Genomic DNA, 18,921 nt, shown 5'->3' with positions numbered 1-18,921 from the left:
CGGAACATTATGCGCTCACCGATTAGAGTTTTCAGCCTGCCGAAACTCTGCTAAAACTTCATCCCCACGAGGCTGTACCCAGCAAGCCGCCTGATGCCCATCGCCAACGCTTTCTAGCGGCGGATCTTCTTCGTAGCACTGCTCTATGACAAACGGACAGCGAGGCGCAAACGGACAGCCCGTCGGATAGTTCAACAGATCGGGCGGCAGACCTTTAACGGGATTTAGACGAGTGCGACGAGCTTCATCTAAGCGGGGCAAACTTTGCAACAGACCCAGCGTGTAGGGATGGCGAGGGTTTTCGTAGAGCGGGTGCAGCGGCGCAGATTCAACTATTTGCCCGGCATACATCACGAGAATTCGATCGGCGATGCCGGCGAGTAGCGATAGATCGTGCGTGATCCAAATGATCGCCATGTTGTTCTTTTGGCGCAGCTCTTTCACGAGCTCAACAATCTGCGCCTGAATGGTGACATCGAGGGCGGTGGTCGGTTCGTCGGCGATCAAAAGCTGAGGATCGCAGGCTAGCCCCATGGCAATCATGACGCGCTGACGCATGCCGCCTGAGAACTGATGAGGATGGTTCTTGATCCGCTGGGCCGCACTGGGAATGCCAACGCGATCTAGCAAATCGATGGCGCGATCACGAGCCTCCTTTGCGGTCATCTTTAAATGAAGCTGCAACGCTTCTGTCATCTGACGCTCGATGGTCAAAACCGGATTGAGCGAGGTCATCGGGTCTTGAAAAATCATGGCGATCCGATTGCCCCGGATCTTTCGCATCTCATTGTCGGAAAGCTTGAGCAAATCTCGCTGGTCAAAGATGGCTTCGCCCGCGCTGACCTCACCTGGCGGGTTAGGCAGTAGCTGGGTCAAGGAAAGAACCGTGACGCTCTTGCCAGAACCGGATTCGCCGACGATGCCTACAGTCTCGCCTGAATCCACCTGAAAGCTGACGCCATTGACGGCGCTAACGCTGCCAGCCGCCGTATGAAACTGAGTGTTGAGGTTACGAACGGTGAGAAGAGCCATGACAGTAGTTCTTTAGAGTATCGACCTTGATGATTATCAGTGTGATCATCGGCGCTGCTGAGGGTCTAAAGCTTCGCGCAGGCCGTCGCCTAAGAGGTTGAAGCCAAGGACGGTAATTGCGATCGCTAGCCCTGGAAAGGTGGTAATCCAGGGCGCTCGCTTAAAGTAGTCGCGGCCTGCTGCTAGGGTTGCGCCCCACTCTGGTGAAGGTGGCTGTGCGCCTAAGCCCAAAAACGACAGGGCCGAGGCCGAAAGCACCGCAATCGAAACGCCCAGCGTGGCTACTACGATAATTGGCGACAAGATGTTCGGCAAAATATGCCTAAAAATTAGCCGCTGGTGTCTGGCCCCGACCGCCTGGGCCGCTTTGAAGTACTCTTTGTTTTTCTCGACGAGTACGGCCCCATAGGTAATACGGGCGTAAAAAGGAATCGAGCTGATGCCGACAGCGATCATGGCGTTAGTTAAACTGGGGCCGAGTACGGCAACGGCAGCTAGGGCAATTAGCGTCTCAGTAAAAGAGAACAGCACATCGACCATCCGCATTAAAATCGCCTCGATCCATCCGCCTGCGTAGCCCGCCACTAGGCCGATCAGCACACCTGCGGTCATCGAGATACCCACCGCGATCGCCCCCACCTGTAGCGTCAGCCGCGAGCCATAGACAATGCGGCTAAACAAGTCTCGGCCTAGCTCATCTGTGCCAAACCAGTGCGCTAGGTTAGGCGGCGTCAACGCCTGGCCTGCGCCCATATTGATCGGATCGTAGGGCGCAATCAGCGGGGCAAACACGGCCATTAGCACCAGCACCAAGCAGATAGCCGCGCCTAGTTTTGCGCTCTGTGTGCGGAGGAGATCTTTAAAGAAACGATGAGTTCGGCGCGATCGCGGCTCTAGAATATCTGTACTTTCTGCCTGAGCCAGGTTTTGGGTCATATTTGCACAAGCTAGCTGTGTTTAAGTCCAGAAGTATTTGCTTCTATGAGTATTTGATTCTTGGATCGATCCAGGCATAGAGAATATCCAACAAAATTGAAACAGTCACCACAACCGTTGCAAAGATCAAGATAAACCCCTGAATCGTCGGGTAGTCTCGCTGGAAAATTGACTGAATCGCTAGGCGGCCAATGCCGTTCCAGGCAAAAACATTTTCGACCACAATCGCCCCGCCCATCATGTAGGTAAACTGCAGCCCCAGCATATTGACCACGTTGATCATGCCATTGCGAAAAGCATGACGCGATAGCACCACGGTTTCAGCCAGCCCCTTGGCCCGCGCCGTCCGCATAAAGTCTTGCGAGAACACGTCTATCATCGACGAGCGGGTGAGCCGAGAAACTGCGGCGGCGTTGGCCAGTCCTAACGTCAGCGCTGGCAGGATCAAATTCTTTAGATCCGTGCCCGACACTGGCAGCCAGCCTAAGCGAATAGAAAACACGTACATCAGCATCAGCCCCAGCCAAAAGCTCGGAATCGAAATCCCTAGAATCGCCCCGGTCATCAGCCCCGTATCGATCCAGGTATCGCGCTTGTAGGCGGCAAAAAAGCCAGCGCTCACCCCCACCACCATCGTCACCAGCAAACTGCTAGCGGCCAGCAGCAGCGTATTCGGCAAGCGCACCAGCAGCAGCTCCAAAACAGGCTGATTGCCCCGAATCGTCGTACCAAAATCCCCTTGTAAAATCCGCCCCATATAGAGAAAGTACTGCTCGTAAATGGGCCGATCTAGCCCGAGCTGCTGACGAATTTGTTCTAGCTGCTCGGGCGTGGTCGATTGCGACTGAGCAAACATAATCTGCACCGGATCGCCCGGTACCAAATGAATCAACAGAGTGACTGCCACCGTAGTCACCCAAATGGTGAACAGCCCCCCTAGAATTCGCTTGAAGATGTATTGAGTCATCAGGACAGAGTTACTAAGAGACCAGCTTCACATCGTTGAACAAAGGCCGATCGAAGGGGCCAATCTTAAAGCCATCTACCTCTGAGCGAGTCGTATAGATCCACAGCCAGCCGGGGGTATATAGCGGCACGTGAACCGCGTTTTCCAACAGATACTGCTGGGCCTCCTGCACAGCGGCTAGCCGCGCGTCCGAATCTACTGTTGTTCGAGTGTCGTCTAGCAAAGCGTCTAGCTCTGCACTTTGATAGCCGCTGTAGGCACCGGGCGAGTGCCATAGCTGATGCAAAATGTCCGGGTCGTACCAGGCCCAGCCCATCATGTCGAAGGTGCCCTGACCGCTGTCATTTTCATTTTCTTGCTTGACGCGGGCATTGAGCGTGCCAATATCCATCGTCTCAATCTCGGTCTCTATGCCCACTTGCTTGAGCTGGTTTTGAAAGACTTGCACCATCCTTTCACGGTTGCCGCCCACCCAGGTCATCATTGTCACCGTCAGCGGATTTTCTGGCCCGTAGCCCAGCTCTGCCAATAGCTCCTGCGCCCTTTCTGGGTCGTGGCTGTAGCCGTGCTCGGCGCAAAAACCTTGATCGTTGCCCATCACGCCGCGCGCGACGGTGCATTTCTCTCGCTTCACTACATCACCAAATACAATGTCAATCGCCGCCTCTGGGTCGATGGCATAGGCGACGGCTTGGCGAGCGCGAATGTCGTCAAAAGGCGGGCGCGAAGTAGTGAATTCAAAAAATACGTTTTGCCCTGTCTTTTCAGCAATGTAGTTGTTGAGGCCCTCGTCAGCTTCAATCGCTTCTAACTCTTCTAGGGGCGGCTCTGCAATCACCTGAATCTCGCCTGTCTGTAGTCCGGCCAAACGGGTCTGAGGTTCGGGGATTTGCTTGACGATTAGCTGATCGAGATAGGGCGCACCGTCATTTTCAATCGGGCGACCAAAGTTCTGATAGTCGGCGTTTTTCTCTAAAACAATCTCATCACCTTTCGTCCAGCTCACCAGCTTCCAGGGGCCAGTGCCGACCGCCGCGCTGACGCCAAAGTCATCGCCTAGTTCTTCAGCGCTATCGCAAATCTGGCTAGAGAAAGGATCGGCCATAAACGAGACAAACGCACCAAAAGGTTCTGAAAAGTTGAACTGAACGGTTTGCGAGTCCACTGCTTCTACTGAAGCGATTGGCCCCCAGGCTCCTTTGGTGACGCTGGGATTATCTTCACTGATCGCCCTTTCAGCGGTGTACTTGACGTCATTGGCATCAAAGGGCGTCCCATCATGACAGGTGATGCCTTCATTCAAAACAAACGTGGCTGTCAAGCCATCTTCACTCACTGTCCACTCTTTGGCTAAGTTCGGAACCACCTCTCCGTTGTCATCAAACGCTAATAAAGTGTCGTAGATCTGATCGAATACTTGCCAAGACAATGTTGTTGTTGTTCGCTGTGGATCGAGAGAATCAGCGTCGCCGTATCTCGCCCATACCAGGCTGCCACCTTCTTGAGGTGTTCCACCGCCAGTTGTTGCTGCTGGATTGGAACCGCTCTCTCCATCACAGGCTGTTACTAATAGGGGCAGCAGCAGACAGGCCCAATATCTACCCGTTCGTCGGTACAACTTTTGTAAGCGTTTGCTCGTCAAAACCATCTATACTTCCTTTCGTCATGCAGGCGATCGCGCCTCTCATACGTAAGCGCTACTAGACCTGTATATATTGTCTACTAGCGGAAAATACGGATCGGTTAATGTTTCTTTAACCAAAATATGAGTGCGAGTACCAGTCGAATTGACGAGGCGGCTGTCACCGTTCTGGTCACTGTTCTTTGACTTGGTGAATCAAATGCCACTGAGGATGAGAGTCGCCTTGGGCGTGGATTCTATCTAGCTGAGCGCTAAGGCGCGATCGCTCTTCTGCTGACATCCCCCACAAGATCTGACGACTCTCGCTCACGAGCAGGGCAAACGTTACCCCGACGCATAGGGCAATGCCTACCCCAGCTAGGCGGCTGTACAGAAAAATTGACCGGACTGCCGCCCAGGTAAAGTACTCACTAATTTCGATCAGATCACCTCGCACCCACCAAAGGCAGCCCAGTCCTACCGTCAGCCACAGGCACAGACAAATCCGCCACCAGGTTCGCATCATTGCCTGACGCAGGGCTTCTAGTTCTTGGCCTCGACCGGGTTGATTACTCTCACGCGCCCTGTGATTTCTATGCGCCTCTTCCATGGCAGATACTGGTATCGGAATATCGATGGATCTATGACGAGACTGGCGCTGAGTCAATGGGTTCTTCAACCCCATCATCATCGACCCCGTTCCCTTCAGACCGACTGCGCCACCAGGCTAGCAATGTGCTCGCGATAAAGATACTAGAATACGCGCCTGCCAAAAAGCCAGTGATCAGGGCGAGGGCGAAGAACTTTAGCGTATCGCCGCCGAAGATGACGATACTGAGCAGCGTCAAAACTGTGGTCAGCGTCGTGTTGATCGATCGGCCTAGCGTATCGTTGACTGCTTCATCGACAACGTAATTGATAGAACGCTCGGGCGTACGCTTCAGGGTTTCGCGAATGCGATCATAGATGACGACGGTATCGTTGACTGAGAATCCTACAATCGTCAGCAGCGCCACAATGAACAGGCTATCGGCTTCATAGCCTGTGAGCAGGCTCAAAATAGAGAAGATACCTAGGGTGATTAAAATGTCATGCAAGAGCGCCACGATGGCGAGAATTGCGTAGTCAAACTTGAAGCGTAAACTCAAGTACGCGGCAATCAGGGCAAAGGCGACTAGCAGCGAGAGCAGTCCGGTTCTGAGTAGCTGCTCACCTAGAACCGGACCGACGGTGTCGTTCTTGGTCAGGGCCGGATCGATAGTGCCAATCGTATCGCCTAAGGCGGACTGTAGGCGATCGCGCTGATCGACATCGAGGTTACGAGTGCGGACCACGATCGACTGCTGATCGTCGCCCGATAGCTGAATGCTGCTGCCCGCTAAGTCTTGGTCATTCAAAACCTGGCGGACTTCGGCGATATCTATCGAGTCTGTGCAGTTATTGGCCACCGTGCAGTCGCGCGATAGCTGTAGACGGGTGCCGCCAATAAAATCGAGACTAGGCTGAATCGGCGCGCCGTACTGCTGCCACGAAAAGGCCATCGACGCGATGCCAGCTAGAATCAAAATGCTGGAGATAGACCACCAGAGAGCTCTTTGCTTGATGACGTTGATTTTCATAGATTCATTTCATAGAGTCAAAGTTCATAAATTCATTTCACAGATTCGTTCATAAATTCGCCCATAGATTCCAAGCGCGTTTGGCTAAAGGGATCTACTGAGCGGCTGAGGATGCGCCTCTAGGCATCGTTTCTATTCCAGGGCAGAAAAGCTGAGGCTTGCGAAACTGCGGAAAGCCAATCGCAAAGAAGAGCAGCGTGCGGCTACAGCTAACCGCTGTGAACATACTGACGAGTACGCCAATTGCCAAAGTCAGTGCGAAGCCTTTGACCAAGCCCGTCCCTAAGAAAAACAGCGCGCCACAGGCAATTAGGGTTGTGACATTACTATCCAAGATGCTAGAGAAGGCTCTATAAAAACCAGATTCAACCGATCGATAAAGCGTTTTACCCGCACGCATTTCCTCACGGGTCCGCTCGAAGATCAGCACATTGGCGTCTACGGCCATGCCAATGCTGAGAATAAACCCGGCGATGCCCGGTAGCGTTAGCGTTACACCCAGCAGGTTGTAGGCGGCAAAGGTCAAAATCGCGTACACGACCAGGGCAATATCGGCGAGAACACCGGGTAAGCGGTAATACACAGCCATAAAGACCAGAACTAAGGCGAGACCAAACAGCGCCGCATATAGACTACGCTCTACGCTATCTCGGCCCAGCGTTGCGCCAACCGTTCGGTTCTCAACAATCTCGACCGGCAGTGGCAAAGAGCCGCCCCGTAGCTGAATTTCTAGATCTCTAGCGGCCTCTACGTCAAAGCCACCTGAGATCGTCGCCCGGCCCCCTGGAATGCCCAACTGGGCATACTCTACATCGACTCTAGGGGCGCTGATGAGCTGATTGTCTAAGAAGATGCCTAAGCCCCGGCCCGTGCCGGCAATGTCGCGAGTGAGCTGGGCAAACAGGTCTCCCCCTTCTGAGTTGAAGATGATGTCTACTTGCCATGCGCCTGTGCCGTTGGTGCCAGCGATCGCATCACTTAATTTATCGCCTGTAAGCTCAGACTCTTCAAACAGGTTCAATATGTCTGCTTGGGTTTCGACGATCGCGGTTTGGTTGGCTGCGATCACCTCTTGGTCCCCGCCACTCTCTAGCAATAGCTGCTGCTGGGCTAACTGCTGCTGCTCAATCCGGCGGAACTCGGCTAGCGCCCCTTCTGTGCCTGGCTTTTGGCTGCGAAATTCTAGCTGCGCTGTGCCGCCGAGTACTCGCTCGGCCTGTTCAGGATCGCTCACGCCGGGTAGCTGAATCGAAAGCTGGTCTTGCCCTACGCTCTGTACAACCGCTTCTGATACCCCGAGGCCATTGACCCGGTTTTCGATTACTCTTTGCACCGCTGCTAGCTCGGACTCGCCAACGTTGGGTATTTCTGCGGTCGGGCTAACTTGCATCGTTAGCTGGGTGCCACCGCGCAAGTCTAGCCCTAGCTGGGTGGGCACCTGCACAATCAGCACAATGGCCGCAATCACCAGCCCCAGCAGTGAAGCCAAAATTAAGCGTTGCTTACCCATAGAATCCATCGGTTTAATAGAGCCATCTTGGCCCAGTGCAGTTAAGTATCCTAATACCAAAATGCCTCAATCGTGGCGATCGAGGCATAAAGGTTGAAGATTTTTGATGTGATTGAACCTGATCTGAGCTGGGCTACCCGAATTTTGACTATCCCCAGAACTACAGGGCTCAAACTACAGGGCTCAAACTACAGGGCTCAAACTACAGAACTCAGAACTACAGGCGTCCTAGCATAATCTTTTCAACGGCCTCTTCAATTTGGGCGGGCTGCACAATGGTCAAATCTTCTAGTCCTTTGTTGTAAGGGGTCGGAATATCTTGCGAAGACAGCCGAATGACGGGGCCGTCTAGCTCGTCAAAGAACCGATCGTTAATAGAGGCGATAATCTCTGCGCCGATGCCGCCTGTTCGCATACATTCTTCGACAATCACCACGCGATGCGTTTTTCTAATCGAAGCGCCAATCGCATCGTAGTCAATCGGCTTGAGCGAGATTAGATCGATCACTTCTGGGTCGTAGCCCTTTTGCTCTAGCGCTTCTACCGCCTGCATGACCTGATAGCGCATCCGCGAATAGGTCAAGATAGTGACGTCTTTGCCGGTTCGCACGGTCTCTGCTTTATCTAGGGGCAAGATGTACTCGTCATCTGGCAGATCTTCTTTGTTGAAGTACAGCAGCACGTGCTCAAAAAACAGCACGGGATTATCGTCGCGAATCGCCGCTTTTAGCAGCCCTTTGGCATTGCGAGGGGTGGAGCAGGCCACAATTTTAAGACCGGGAACCGCCTGAAAATAGGCTTCTAGCCGCTGGGAGTGCTCTGCGCCCAGCTGTGAGCCAACGCCGCCAGGGCCACGAATGACGACCGGAATTTTGAAATTGCCGCCAGAGGTATAGCGCAGCATGCCCGCGTTGTTAGAGATTTGGTTGAAGGCTAGGAGCAAAAAGCCCATGTTCATGCCTTCGATAATTGGCCGCAGGCCAGTCATCGCCGCGCCGATGCCCATGCCGGTAAAGCTGTTTTCGGCAATGGGGGTATCGAGCACGCGCAGCTCGCCGTACTTCTCGTAGAGATCTTTGGTGACTTTGTAAGAGCCGCCGTATTGACCAACGTCTTCGCCCATGACCATGACGGTTTGGTCGCGGGACATTTCTTCGTCTATAGCTTCACGCAGGGCGTCGAATAGGAAAGTCTGAGCCATTTAAAAATTGAATGATGGATGGGTTGGGTCTACTTGGAAAGAAGGCAAAATGCCTGCGACTACGCTCAGACTAGGCTCAACTTATGGGGGGGATCGAGGACCGAGCTCTACATACAAGCCTGGGCGTAGTCGTTGGCGTAGCCTTGCCGTAGGCAATAGGGCGGCTAGGTAGGGCGACTAGTCTTCGGCGAAGATGTATTTATACAGATCGGCGGGGTTGGGGTTGGGGCTTTCTTCCGCGAAGGTTAAGCTGTCTTCGACTACGTCGGTGATTTTGCTTTTGATGGATTTGATTTCGGCTTCGCTAATGAGAGATTGCTCTAAGAGATAGGCTTCGAAGCGCTTGATCGGATCGCGATCGCGCCAAAATTGCTTCTCTTCAGGATCTCGCAGCTCGTCTGGGTCGGCGACCGAATGGCCGCGATATCGATAGGTGAGGCACTCTAACAGCGTCGGGCCTTCTCCGGCTCTGGCTCGCTCAATGGCCGTTTTAGCCGCCGCGCGAACAGCCAATACATCCATGCCATCGACTTCGTACCCAGGCAGGCCAAACACGCTGGCCTTTTTGTAGATTTCAGTCTGGCTAGAGGCCCTTTCATGGGCCATGCCGATCGCCCACTTATTGTTCTCTACAACAAAAATAATAGGCAGCTTCCACAGCGCGGCCATGTTCAGACATTCAAAGAACTGACCGTTATTGGTCGTGCCATCGCCAAAGAAGGCGGCGCTTACCTGATCGGCGCTGGCATCGCCCATCACCTCTTTGCGATAGCGGATTTGAAACGCCGCGCCTAGCGCCACTGGAATGCCTTCTCCGATAAAGGCAAAGCCCCCTAACATGTTGTGCTCTTTTGAAAACATGTGCATAGAGCCGCCCCGGCCTTTGCTGCAGCCTGTTTCCTTGCCAAACAGCTCAGCCATCACTTCTCTGGCCGGCACGCCAGCGCTAAGGGAGTGAACGTGATCTCGGTAAGTGCTGCATACATAATCATCAGAGCGCATGGCCTTGATTACGCCGGAGGCCACTGCCTCTTGCCCGTTGTAGAGGTGGACAAAGCCTTTGACTTTCCCCCGCTGATACAGCTCAGCGCACTTGTCTTCAAAATAGCGACCCAACAGCATGTCTTCATAGACAATCAGCCCTTCTTCCTGTGTGATCTGAGGAGGGGTGGCTGTGAATGTTGGCAGTGGTCTTTCCTGAACCATAGGTTTTGTCCGTAGTCTAAGCGGTAAGACTTAGCAGCGAGACCTAACGGAATCGTCAGTTTGTGGAACCTGTCTTGTGAATATCCGCAAACGGCGTTAGGTGCTTAACAGTCTTGTTACAATTATGGGTTTCATCATACTTGCTTCTTACGCAAATACAGAAATCAATCTAGGCGATAGTCTGAGTGCATCTAGGCTAATGGGTCCGAACTTGACGCTTCAAACTGGGTGCATCAGAATCTAATGCTTCAAATCTGACTTAATGCTTCAGACCTCTAATGTGTCCCCAGCTCAAATAATGTGTCCCCAGCTCAAAGATTTGGCTTTGCCTAGAGTTTTTTGGAAAACAATGCTATTGTGACGCTCAAAATCGCATGCTTGGCTAGCAAACGAGAGGGTGGCGGCCAGTGACGCTGTCTGGGCGCTGCAGATAAAGATTATAGGTAGCTGCGAAGAATAGAATAGCTACGAAGAATAGAATGACTGATATAGCGGTAGTGTATGCGTAGCATTCTATTTGTCAGACTTTGCCTGATGTAGACGTGCTCGCTCGTCTTGCCGTACTCGCTTCTAACGCAGCGGCTTCTAACACGGCAGTTTCTAACGCATTGATGACGGATCGATTCGAGTGACAAGATTGACGCCATGGCTGGGGACACAAAAGTGCGAATTCCGCTAGACTACTATCGAATTTTGGGGCTGCCAATTCAGGCTACGGCTGAGCAGCTCAAGCAGTCGCATCGCGATCGCACGCTTCAAGATCCTAGACGCGAATATTCGGAGCTAGCCATCAATGCTCGTCGTCAGCTAATTGACATTGCCTACGATGTGCTAGGCAATAGCGCCCAGCGGGCTGAATACGATCAGGAATTTTTAGCTAAATCAAAGGCTGCAGGCGATCCGACTAACGATGCGCTCAATCCTGATGCTAGCGTCCCCACCATTGAAATTGACGATCACTTGCTAGTCGGGGCGCTGCTAATCCTGCTGGAGCTAGGCGAATACGAACTCGTTCTGCGACTAGGACGCCCCTATCTAAAGCGCGATGCCAATACACCAGAAGGGAAGCAGCTTAGAGATCAGCCCGAGCTTCCCGACATTGTTTTGACGCTAGCGGTCGCCTGCCTAGAGCTAGGCCGCGAAGAATGGCAGCAAAACAATTACGAACACGCTGCCGAGTCGCTAGAAACTGGCCGTGAACTTCTTTTGAAAGAAGAGCTATTTCCGGTCTTGCGGGCTGAGATTCAGTCGGATCTCTACAAGCTCAGACCTTATCGGGCGCTAGAGCTGATCGCTCGTCCGCTAGAGCAAGAGCAGCCTCGGAAGGCTGGTATTAATTTGCTGCGTGGCATGCTACAAGACCGGGGCGGTATTGATGGCGCAGATGATGACCTTTCAGGGCTAGGGGTTGATGACTTCCTTCGATTTGTGCAGCAGCTCCGGGGTTATTTAACCGCTTCTGAACAGCAAGAGATCTTTGAAGCAGAAGCCCAGAGACCTTCGGCGGTTGGCACGTATTTGGCGGTCTATGCCCTTTTGGCTAGAGGCTTCGCCCAGCATCAACCCGCGCTGATTCGCCGGGCTAAGCAGATGCTGCTGCGTCTAAGCGGTCGTCAAGATGTGCATTTGGAACAGGCGGTTTGTGCGGTACTGCTAGGCCAAACCGAGGAAGCTAGTCGCGCCTTAGAGCTTTCTCAGGAGTATGAGCCGCTGGCTTTCATTCGCGAACATTCTAAGGGTGCGCCTGATCTGCTGCCGGGGCTTTGTCTGTATGCCGAAAACTGGCTGCAGCAGGAGGTCTTTCCATTCTTTCGCGATTTAGATCAAGAGAGCGCTACGCTGAGGGATTATTTTTCTGATAGCGCTGTGCAGTCTTATCTAGAGAATTTGCCGCTGGACAACGAGCGCAGCAATCGACAGGCGGCAGTGAGCAACCAGGTCAGGGCGCTAGGAACGCCTCCGGCATCTAATGTGGGCACTAGAAGCGCTTCAGGAGAAGGTGCGATCGCTAGCTCAGTAGCAGCACCTGGGCGGCAATCGTCGTATAAGTCAACTGAGCAAGATAGGTCGGTTTTGACCGGACGACCGGAGTCTACTGGCCGCACAGGCGGGGCAGGGTTTGCTGGCACCGCTAGCATGGTGGACAAGATCTCGAAGCTGTCGCCTGTCGGTCAGCTCGGCGCGGAAGGCCCTAGAGATGAACCTAGCGACCTAGCTGCTCTGCGCGATCGCCGCAGTCGGCGTACCACCCCGAAATGGGATCGAATTGCACTGCTAGTTTTTGTGGGCGCGCTGTGTCTAGGCATTTCTCTGTTCGTTCTGTCTCGCGTTGTGGGTTTCTTGACTGGGGGAGACGGTGAGCCAGCCCTAACTAGCGAGCCTTTAGATATTGGCATTAACGAGCCGCCCATTGAGATAGAAGAGTCGGCCACAGCCGCTGGTGTCGCTGACGGTGACGCCGCTGGCATTGCTGAAGCGACGATTACGGCCTGGTTAGATGCCAAGCGAGCAGCCTACGCCGAGGATAAAGATACCAGCGGCCTAGAGACTGTTTTGACTGGAGAAACGCTGAGGGGAACGCAGAATGACGTCGCCGCTTCTGAAGCGGAAAACTGGTACATAGATTACGATCACGGCGATGTTGAAATCTTGTCGGTGACACCAGAAGATGCAACCGATGCGGAATCGCTGAACGCGACTGCTCGGGTGGTCGAATCAGCCACTGTCTACAGCGACGGCGTCAGGAGCGATCGGTTTTCCTATACAGAAGACGCGCTGACGGTGAACTATGACTTGATCCGCGAGGGCGATCGCTGGCTGATCGAATCCGCCAGCGTAGACCCTTAAGACAAAATCGGGCCAAGACGCATTTGCGGACGGTTGCTATTAACAGCTATGGTCAAACCAAGAATAATTGTTACGTTGCTGCCTCATTTAGGGCAACTTCTCTTTGTGGCAGCTTTTTAAGCGGTCAGAGCCTATGGCCAAACAATTGTTTCTTGGACTTCCGTATTTTCAACTATAGCAATCCGTTAATACATTTAGTGAATTGCTATAACTTGACTTCGATAGATAGTTTTCTCTAGATTAGATAGCCTTCTCTAGATTAGTGTTTTAAGTCTTCGTAGATGTGCTTTGATAAAATCTCTGAGTGAATAGTCGTCATCGTAATGCAAGTACAGAGTCCTCCCGCCACGCCAGAAGAGAGTCCTAAGCTGATTGACCAGCTGAGTCTGCCGTCAGGTATGCCTAGCGAATGTTCTAGGCGCGCTAAAACCCAGATTGACTTTCTCCTACTAGCCATAGAAGCATTGGATCTAGGCGGCTCTGAGGCAATGCTGGCCTCAGCTAGAGAGCTAGGATTAGAAGACATTATTCGAGGGCGGGTGAATCTTTGGCTGCTGCGTAGCAGTAATCCGCTGCGAAGATTTAGTCAGCGCCAGCCGATGTCTCTAGATGAAGGGAAAGCGCTAGTATTGATTACCTGCTTTTTGTCGAAGCGGCTGACCGTGCTGATTCGTCAACTGCTATTAGGCTATCAGCAACTAACCGATCAGGAACTGTCATTCGAGCATCATTTTCGGCTGGCTAATTATCTCGCTCGCTTTCGATCGCATTTTAGGGCCAGAATGAATGCCAATCGATCGGGTGTAATCGCCTACAGCACAGACGACAAGCTAAACGAGCTAGCGATTGAACTGCTGACGAAGCTGTTGTTTTGTACGGGAACAGACGGTGCCAATCGCCTCTGGCTCAGTTTGTTTGATGGAGAAATCTCATGACGATCCGGCGGCAGTATCAACTGCCTAATTGCAGCCTTATTCTTGATGGATTGAGCATCGACCCAACACCGGGTAACGAAGAGGTGATGTCTTTACTGGTGAACGCGGAGTGCCAGATCAGCGGCCTGAGCCGTCCGCTCAATGGGGGCTACAACTTTTTCGCAGCCTTGGTCCGAGCGGTGAGCCAGTATGGACAAGAGGTGCTCAGTGGCTATGCTCATCCGCAGGTGATAGAGGGCGAGCCGCTGCTAGTGCATATCAATCCTGGAGATGGACCCTATCATCATCTAGTGGTGCAGCCTGAGGTCGCCGATCTAGGGGACAGTGGGGACGGTAGAGCGATTGATATTAAGCTGTCGTCTGTGCAACTGTTTGATTTGACTGAGGCGGTCGATCAGTTTTTTAGCGATACGCAGACGCTGCCTGAGCTACAGCCGTCTCTGCTGCCTTTGGATCGTCGATTTGTGCGCTCTGAGGAGTCTTTGAGCGATCGCGCCCTGCCAGCCGCTCTAGGTATCGGCGGTTTAGTTGCAGCCACGCTAGCGATAGGATTGCTGTCAGTTCCAGAGATAAGAGATCCGGCTCTCGATACGCGCCGTCAGGAGGAAACAGTGGAAGTCGCCACTGCCGATGATGCTACGGATGAAACTACGGGTGCGACTCCACCAGAGGACACTCCAGATGAGGTGAGTGAAGCGGTCTCAGATGAGACTCTAGAAGCAACTCCAGAAGAGGATTTGGGTGACTCTCAAGCGGTTCTCACTGAACCTGTACCGGCAGTACCGGCTGATCCTGACGCCGTAGACGCGACTTCTGAACCGGAGTCGTCCGAACCGGAGCTCTCTGAGACTGAGCCACCGGCTGAAGCGTCTACTTCTGACTCGGAGCCAGAATCAGAGTCAGTTGCTTCAGCAACCGCAGGGGCAAATCCCATCACTTTTGAAGATACGCCGCCCCCTAGGGCTCAATCCTTGGCTGAGGTTAGAAGGCTGAACAATCGACTGAGGAATACCCTGGTCGAAAATCGTGAGAATCCTAGACTGGGTGAGGCTATTAGCTACCGAGTCCGAGTGGCCAATGACGGCACGATTTTGGGCTATCAGCCTGAAAGCTCACAGTCCAGCGCCTCTATAGACGAAACGCCGCTGCCAGCCTTAGTAGACCCTACGACAGAAGATGCTCAGGCAATAGACTATCGAGTCGTCTTTACTCGCCGAGGCGTTGTGGAAGTAAGTCCTTGGTGGGGCTGGAGCTATTACAATTGAGCGTCGTAGAATAGCGATCAACAGTAGGCGGATCTGAGGCGAGCCAAGGGAGGCGGGTGTGGTAGATGAACCGAGGCGGAATCGCAGCGATACTCAGGATGCAACGACTCGTGCGGATTTTTTGACCTCGCCGCCTTCTACCGCACCTTCTACTGAGCCCTTTACCGCGCCTACGCAGACATCTTCTTCGTCGAATCCGGCTGGGCCAGTAGCTGATAACGTTGGCTCTAGCGTGGGTTATCCTCCAGGTCCTGGGTTCGATCGCCTCCCTGCTCCTGAGTTCAGCCCTGTGCCTGACCGTAGGGTTCCTCCTGAGTTCAGTCCTGAGTTTGGCCGCGAGCTGAGCCCATCTGTCGGCAGCCCTTTAGACGGTCCCGTTGAGCCTGCTCCAAAGCTTTGGCAGAAGCAGCCTTATGCAGCGATCGCGCACCTCCTCGCAATGGGCGGTATCCTGACGGCTGGCTGGTTTTTTGGCATTCTAGCCGCACAGGTTTTGCCAGGCAATATCCAAACGCCGCCTCTACAAGAGAGCTTGCTAAGAAAAACGAGTCGCCTATCAAGTCGGCTATGGCACTTTCGTCGGCTGTGGCAGACGCCGACGACTGAAGTTCGGATCGAAGCAGTGCCGCTACCTAGTAGCGCCCCCGTTACCAACCCCGTGACGCTAACGCCGATCGAGAGGCAACCGCTGATTGATGAACTCAACTCGATTGAAACCGAAATTTTGACGCTAGAACGTCGAATCGAAACATTAGAGCAGCGGCTCGGCGCGCCTGCCTATGCAGGCGCTGATGTCGATACGCGGATCAACACGCTAAGAAATGCCATTGACCCACCCATTCGCCCCGAGATAGAGTCCGCGTATAAACCGATACCTGCCGATCCGGCTGACGCTTTACTAGAAGTGGCTAGCTTGAAAATGACGTTGCCGAGCGACGCGCTGTTTGCGCCTGGTCAAAGTAGCCTGATAGATGATGCCTTGCTAGATCAGGTGCTAGATCAGCTCGTGAACTACGCCGAGTCTACGGTGATTGTTCGCAGCTACAGTGATGATCGATCGGAGGCGATCGCCGCTCGTGACTACACCTTGGCTCAGGCTAATGCGATCGCCACTTACCTTCAATCTGCCCTGCCGATGCCCCATCGCTGGGTCACCATCGGCAGCGGTCAGGCCCAGCCAGTCGCGACGAACGATACGCCCACCAAGCGCCAGCGCAATCGGCGAATTGAAATTTTGGTAGATACCCGATAAGGAACCCCGCTGCATGAGAATCGTTTTCTTCGGTACCCCTCAGTTTGCCGTGCCTAGCTTGACTCGGTTGCTGAATCACTCAGACTTTGAAGTGGTTGCTGTCGTTACTCAGCCCGACAAGCGCCGGGGCCGAGGTGGAAAGGTTTCGCCTTCTCCAGTCAAAGCTGCCGCACTCACAGCAGACTGCCCCATCTGGCAGCCAAGCCGGATCAAAAAGGACGACGAGACCCTAACGCGGCTCAATGCTCTGAACGCGGACGCCTTTGTTGTAATTGCGTACGGTCAGATCCTGTCTCAAGAAATTCTAGACATGCCGGGCTTGGGCTGTATCAACGCCCATGGTTCTATCCTGCCAGCTTACCGAGGGGCTGCGCCGATTCAGTGGTGTTTGCACAATGGTGAAACCAAAACCGGTGTCACTACGATGCTAATGGATGCAGGTATGGATACGGGGCCAATGCTGCTGAAAGAAACTCTTCCGATCGGACTAACTGATAATGCCTGGAATCTTGCCCAGCAGCTATCCGAACTGAGCGCCGATCTATTAGCCTCTACCCTGCAAAAGTTGAATCAGCAGCTCATCCGTCCGGTACCCCAAGACGACAAGCTCGCTACCTATGCGCCCCTCATCAAAAAAGAAGACTATGCGCTCGACTGGTCGGCTAGTGCCAAAGCAATCCACGATAAAGTGCGAGGATTTTATCCAAACTGCATCACCCAGCTTCGAGGAAATGATTTGAAAGTGATTACAACAATTCCTCTGGGCGACGACTACTGGGCTCAGTTTCCGGCTGAGCTGGCGACGGTTCAAACCTTGTATGAGTCTGCTGAGATCGGAGATGCGGCACCTGGAACTGTTGTTGCTATTCTCAAAAGCTACGGCCCGGTTATACAAACTGGAACAGGCCATCTGTTGTTATTAGAAGTGAAGCCTGCTGGGAAAAAGGCTTTATCTGGCTGGGATTTTGCGAATGGGAGTAGGCTAGAGATAGGTGAAATGATAGGTGAGTAAAGTCCTGTTGGTGAACTTAGTGAGTGTTCTTTCTTCTGAACATTCTTTCTTCTAAGCTTTCTCTTTTCTGTCATTAGTAGTTTTGAGCTTAGTCGCAACAGTGAGCACAGTGTCTAACGCTGTAGGATCAAGTCTATGCATTTAAGATGGGGAATACTATAGCGTAGTGCATTCACAGGTTCAGTAGTTGATGGATGGTGGTAAAGACGATAGCAATCAACTGTTCGATAGAGAACGTATCGCTTACGAAGATCTGTTGGCTAACTGCTGTCATTACGAAGGGATTCTTTCAATCTTGACTCAGCACAGGCCGTATTTTGAAGCGCTGCCTAGTATTCGACGCCTGCAAGAGAGTATGGTGATCATCCCACTGCCGAATGTACGGAGTCGGGAGGTGTCGGAGATTGGTGGGCGGATTGATACGCGCGATCGCATTCGTTCTATTCCTTGTGATCTGGCGTTGATGATCTGCGATCCAGAATGGAAGATCAAAACTGGAATTGAGATTGTTCTATTCATTCAGCGTCCGGGAGAAGAATTTTCTGATTTGCTGCGGCGCTGGCGACAGACGCAAGTAGAGCTAGGTCAAGGCGTTGAGTGGCTGATGCCAAAAAAATATAAGCATCTATTGGCAGAAGGTACGATGGAGCCACATCCATTGTTTGTTGTATTTACACCTGTCGAAGATGAAGGTGAGGATAGTGATCGCGCGGATAGAACAATTCATGGACTGACTGGCGCGGGGCTGCCGGTTGCGATCCATCAGATAATTGACGATGACCTGACGCTTGCTTCTGCTACACCGACGTAACCGATGTTTGAGATAGACTATATCTTTCGCGCGCTTCTAATTTCGTATGGCAACATTAGCAGTTACTGAAGCAGTTAGCTCTATCGCTCAAGCAGAGTCGCTCTTTGGGCTCAGTCGCAGTGTGGAGCCGGGTTTCTTTGTAGAGTGGCAAGAAGGGCTGCCCGAGCTTTCGCCGGGGGAAGAAGCGGCTTGCGATCGCATCAAGGCTAGCTATTTGTACAACAGTGCTGAAGGTCCGCTGACTGAAAGTACTGTGAACCTGCTGTTGGTTTCGCCACTGCTTTATCTCAGCGGTTTTTGCGACCCGCCTTTCAAGCTTCGGGCTGAATCACCAGTCAGTATTACAGCTGAGAATGATGGGGTGCTGCTGAGAGGCCGGATTGATGCGCTAGTCTTACAGAGTCAGATCTGGCTAACGCTAGTCGAATCGAAGCAAGCAAAATTTTCATTTTCTATAGCCATTCCGCAGGCTTTGGCCTATCTGATGGGTAGCCCTAATCAAAGCGAGCCGCTTTTTGGGATGGTGACAAATGGCGATGGCTTTCTGTTTATCAAGCTAGAAAAGCGGCCTCAGCCAATCTATGCGCGCTCTGATGATTTCTCTCTTTTTAGACAGTCGAAGAATGAGCTGTATCGGGTTCTACGGATCTTGAAACGGTTTCAAACAAATGTTGGGTAAGGAAAATGCGAATTAATAACCTCAGTGG

The 18,921-nt window shown here is 52.7% G+C and carries 16 protein-coding genes; 7 read left to right on the top strand and 9 right to left on the bottom strand.

The window, feature by feature from the left end:
* Nucleotides 1–15: 15 nt before the first annotated feature.
* The 9 genes from IQ256_RS19915 to pdhA all read right to left on the bottom strand — a co-directional run bounded on the left by IQ256_RS19915 (nucleotide 16) and on the right by pdhA (nucleotide 10,092).
* Nucleotides 16–1,032 carry an ABC transporter ATP-binding protein gene (locus IQ256_RS19915; protein ID WP_193857307.1) on the bottom strand — a complete coding sequence of 339 codons (1,017 nt, stop codon included), beginning with the start codon at nucleotides 1,030–1,032 and terminating at the stop codon, nucleotides 16–18.
* Nucleotides 1,033–1,077: 45 nt separating this feature from the next.
* Complete coding sequence (nikC, locus tag IQ256_RS19910; protein WP_193857306.1) at nucleotides 1,078–1,968, bottom strand: nickel transporter permease; 891 nt, start codon at nucleotides 1,966–1,968, stop codon at nucleotides 1,078–1,080.
* Between the two features lie 43 nt (nucleotides 1,969–2,011).
* Entirely contained in the window at nucleotides 2,012–2,935 is a 924-nt protein-coding gene (locus IQ256_RS19905; RefSeq protein ID WP_193857305.1) for an ABC transporter permease, read from the bottom strand.
* 13 nt (nucleotides 2,936–2,948) lie between these two features.
* Nucleotides 2,949–4,583, bottom strand: a complete 1,635-nt coding sequence (locus IQ256_RS19900) for an ABC transporter substrate-binding protein (protein ID WP_193857304.1) — start codon at nucleotides 4,581–4,583, stop codon at nucleotides 2,949–2,951.
* 166 nt (nucleotides 4,584–4,749) lie between these two features.
* Nucleotides 4,750–5,223, bottom strand: a complete 474-nt coding sequence (locus IQ256_RS19895) for a hypothetical protein (protein WP_228025094.1) — start codon at nucleotides 5,221–5,223, stop codon at nucleotides 4,750–4,752.
* Nucleotides 5,198–6,175, bottom strand: coding sequence for a protein translocase subunit SecF (secF, locus tag IQ256_RS19890; protein WP_193857302.1), 978 nt, complete (start codon nucleotides 6,173–6,175; stop codon nucleotides 5,198–5,200). Before secF ends, IQ256_RS19895 begins: the two co-directional genes overlap by 26 nt.
* A 94-nt stretch (nucleotides 6,176–6,269) precedes the next feature.
* A complete protein-coding gene (gene secD, locus IQ256_RS19885; RefSeq protein ID WP_193857301.1) occupies nucleotides 6,270–7,685 on the bottom strand; it encodes a protein translocase subunit SecD in 1,416 nt (471 codons plus the stop codon).
* 217 nt (nucleotides 7,686–7,902) lie between these two features.
* Nucleotides 7,903–8,886 carry an alpha-ketoacid dehydrogenase subunit beta gene (locus IQ256_RS19880; RefSeq protein ID WP_193857300.1) on the bottom strand — a complete coding sequence of 328 codons (984 nt, stop codon included), beginning with the start codon at nucleotides 8,884–8,886 and terminating at the stop codon, nucleotides 7,903–7,905.
* Between the two features lie 177 nt (nucleotides 8,887–9,063).
* Nucleotides 9,064–10,092, bottom strand: coding sequence for a pyruvate dehydrogenase (acetyl-transferring) E1 component subunit alpha (gene pdhA, locus IQ256_RS19875; RefSeq protein WP_193857299.1), 1,029 nt, complete (start codon nucleotides 10,090–10,092; stop codon nucleotides 9,064–9,066).
* 645 nt (nucleotides 10,093–10,737) lie between these two features.
* Between pdhA and IQ256_RS19870 the strand changes: the two genes are divergently transcribed.
* The 7 genes from IQ256_RS19870 to IQ256_RS19840 all read left to right on the top strand — a co-directional run bounded on the left by IQ256_RS19870 (nucleotide 10,738) and on the right by IQ256_RS19840 (nucleotide 18,893).
* The gene (locus IQ256_RS19870) at nucleotides 10,738–12,939 is read left to right on the top strand and encodes an IMS domain-containing protein (protein WP_228025093.1); all 2,202 of its coding nucleotides are present in this window, start codon (nucleotides 10,738–10,740) and stop codon (nucleotides 12,937–12,939) included.
* A gap of 323 nt (nucleotides 12,940–13,262) precedes the next feature.
* Nucleotides 13,263–13,874 carry a DUF3038 domain-containing protein gene (locus IQ256_RS19865; protein WP_193857298.1) on the top strand — a complete coding sequence of 204 codons (612 nt, stop codon included), beginning with the start codon at nucleotides 13,263–13,265 and terminating at the stop codon, nucleotides 13,872–13,874.
* On the top strand, nucleotides 13,871–15,139 hold the full coding sequence (locus tag IQ256_RS19860) for a DUF4335 domain-containing protein (RefSeq protein WP_193857297.1): 1,269 nt from the start codon (nucleotides 13,871–13,873) through the stop codon (nucleotides 15,137–15,139). The genes IQ256_RS19865 and IQ256_RS19860 overlap by 4 nt, the downstream gene beginning before the upstream one ends.
* 58 nt (nucleotides 15,140–15,197) lie before the next feature.
* Nucleotides 15,198–16,391: an OmpA family protein gene (locus IQ256_RS30480; protein WP_193857296.1), complete on the top strand. Its 1,194-nt coding sequence runs from the start codon at nucleotides 15,198–15,200 to the stop codon at nucleotides 16,389–16,391.
* Between the two features lie 13 nt (nucleotides 16,392–16,404).
* Nucleotides 16,405–17,403, top strand: coding sequence for a methionyl-tRNA formyltransferase (gene fmt, locus IQ256_RS19850; RefSeq protein WP_193857295.1), 999 nt, complete (start codon nucleotides 16,405–16,407; stop codon nucleotides 17,401–17,403).
* Nucleotides 17,404–17,593: 190 nt separating this feature from the next.
* The gene (locus IQ256_RS19845) at nucleotides 17,594–18,214 is read left to right on the top strand and encodes a hypothetical protein (RefSeq protein ID WP_193857294.1); all 621 of its coding nucleotides are present in this window, start codon (nucleotides 17,594–17,596) and stop codon (nucleotides 18,212–18,214) included.
* A gap of 46 nt (nucleotides 18,215–18,260) precedes the next feature.
* Nucleotides 18,261–18,893: a type I restriction endonuclease subunit R gene (locus IQ256_RS19840; RefSeq protein WP_193857293.1), complete on the top strand. Its 633-nt coding sequence runs from the start codon at nucleotides 18,261–18,263 to the stop codon at nucleotides 18,891–18,893.
* Nucleotides 18,894–18,921 lie beyond the last annotated feature (28 nt).

The sequence above is a fragment of the cf. Phormidesmis sp. LEGE 11477 genome (assembly GCF_015207105.1).
GTDB lineage: Bacteria > Cyanobacteriota > Cyanobacteriia > Phormidesmidales > Phormidesmidaceae > Phormidesmis.
Note: the sequence above shows the minus strand (reverse complement) of the source record. Positions and strands in the feature narration are given on the sequence as shown.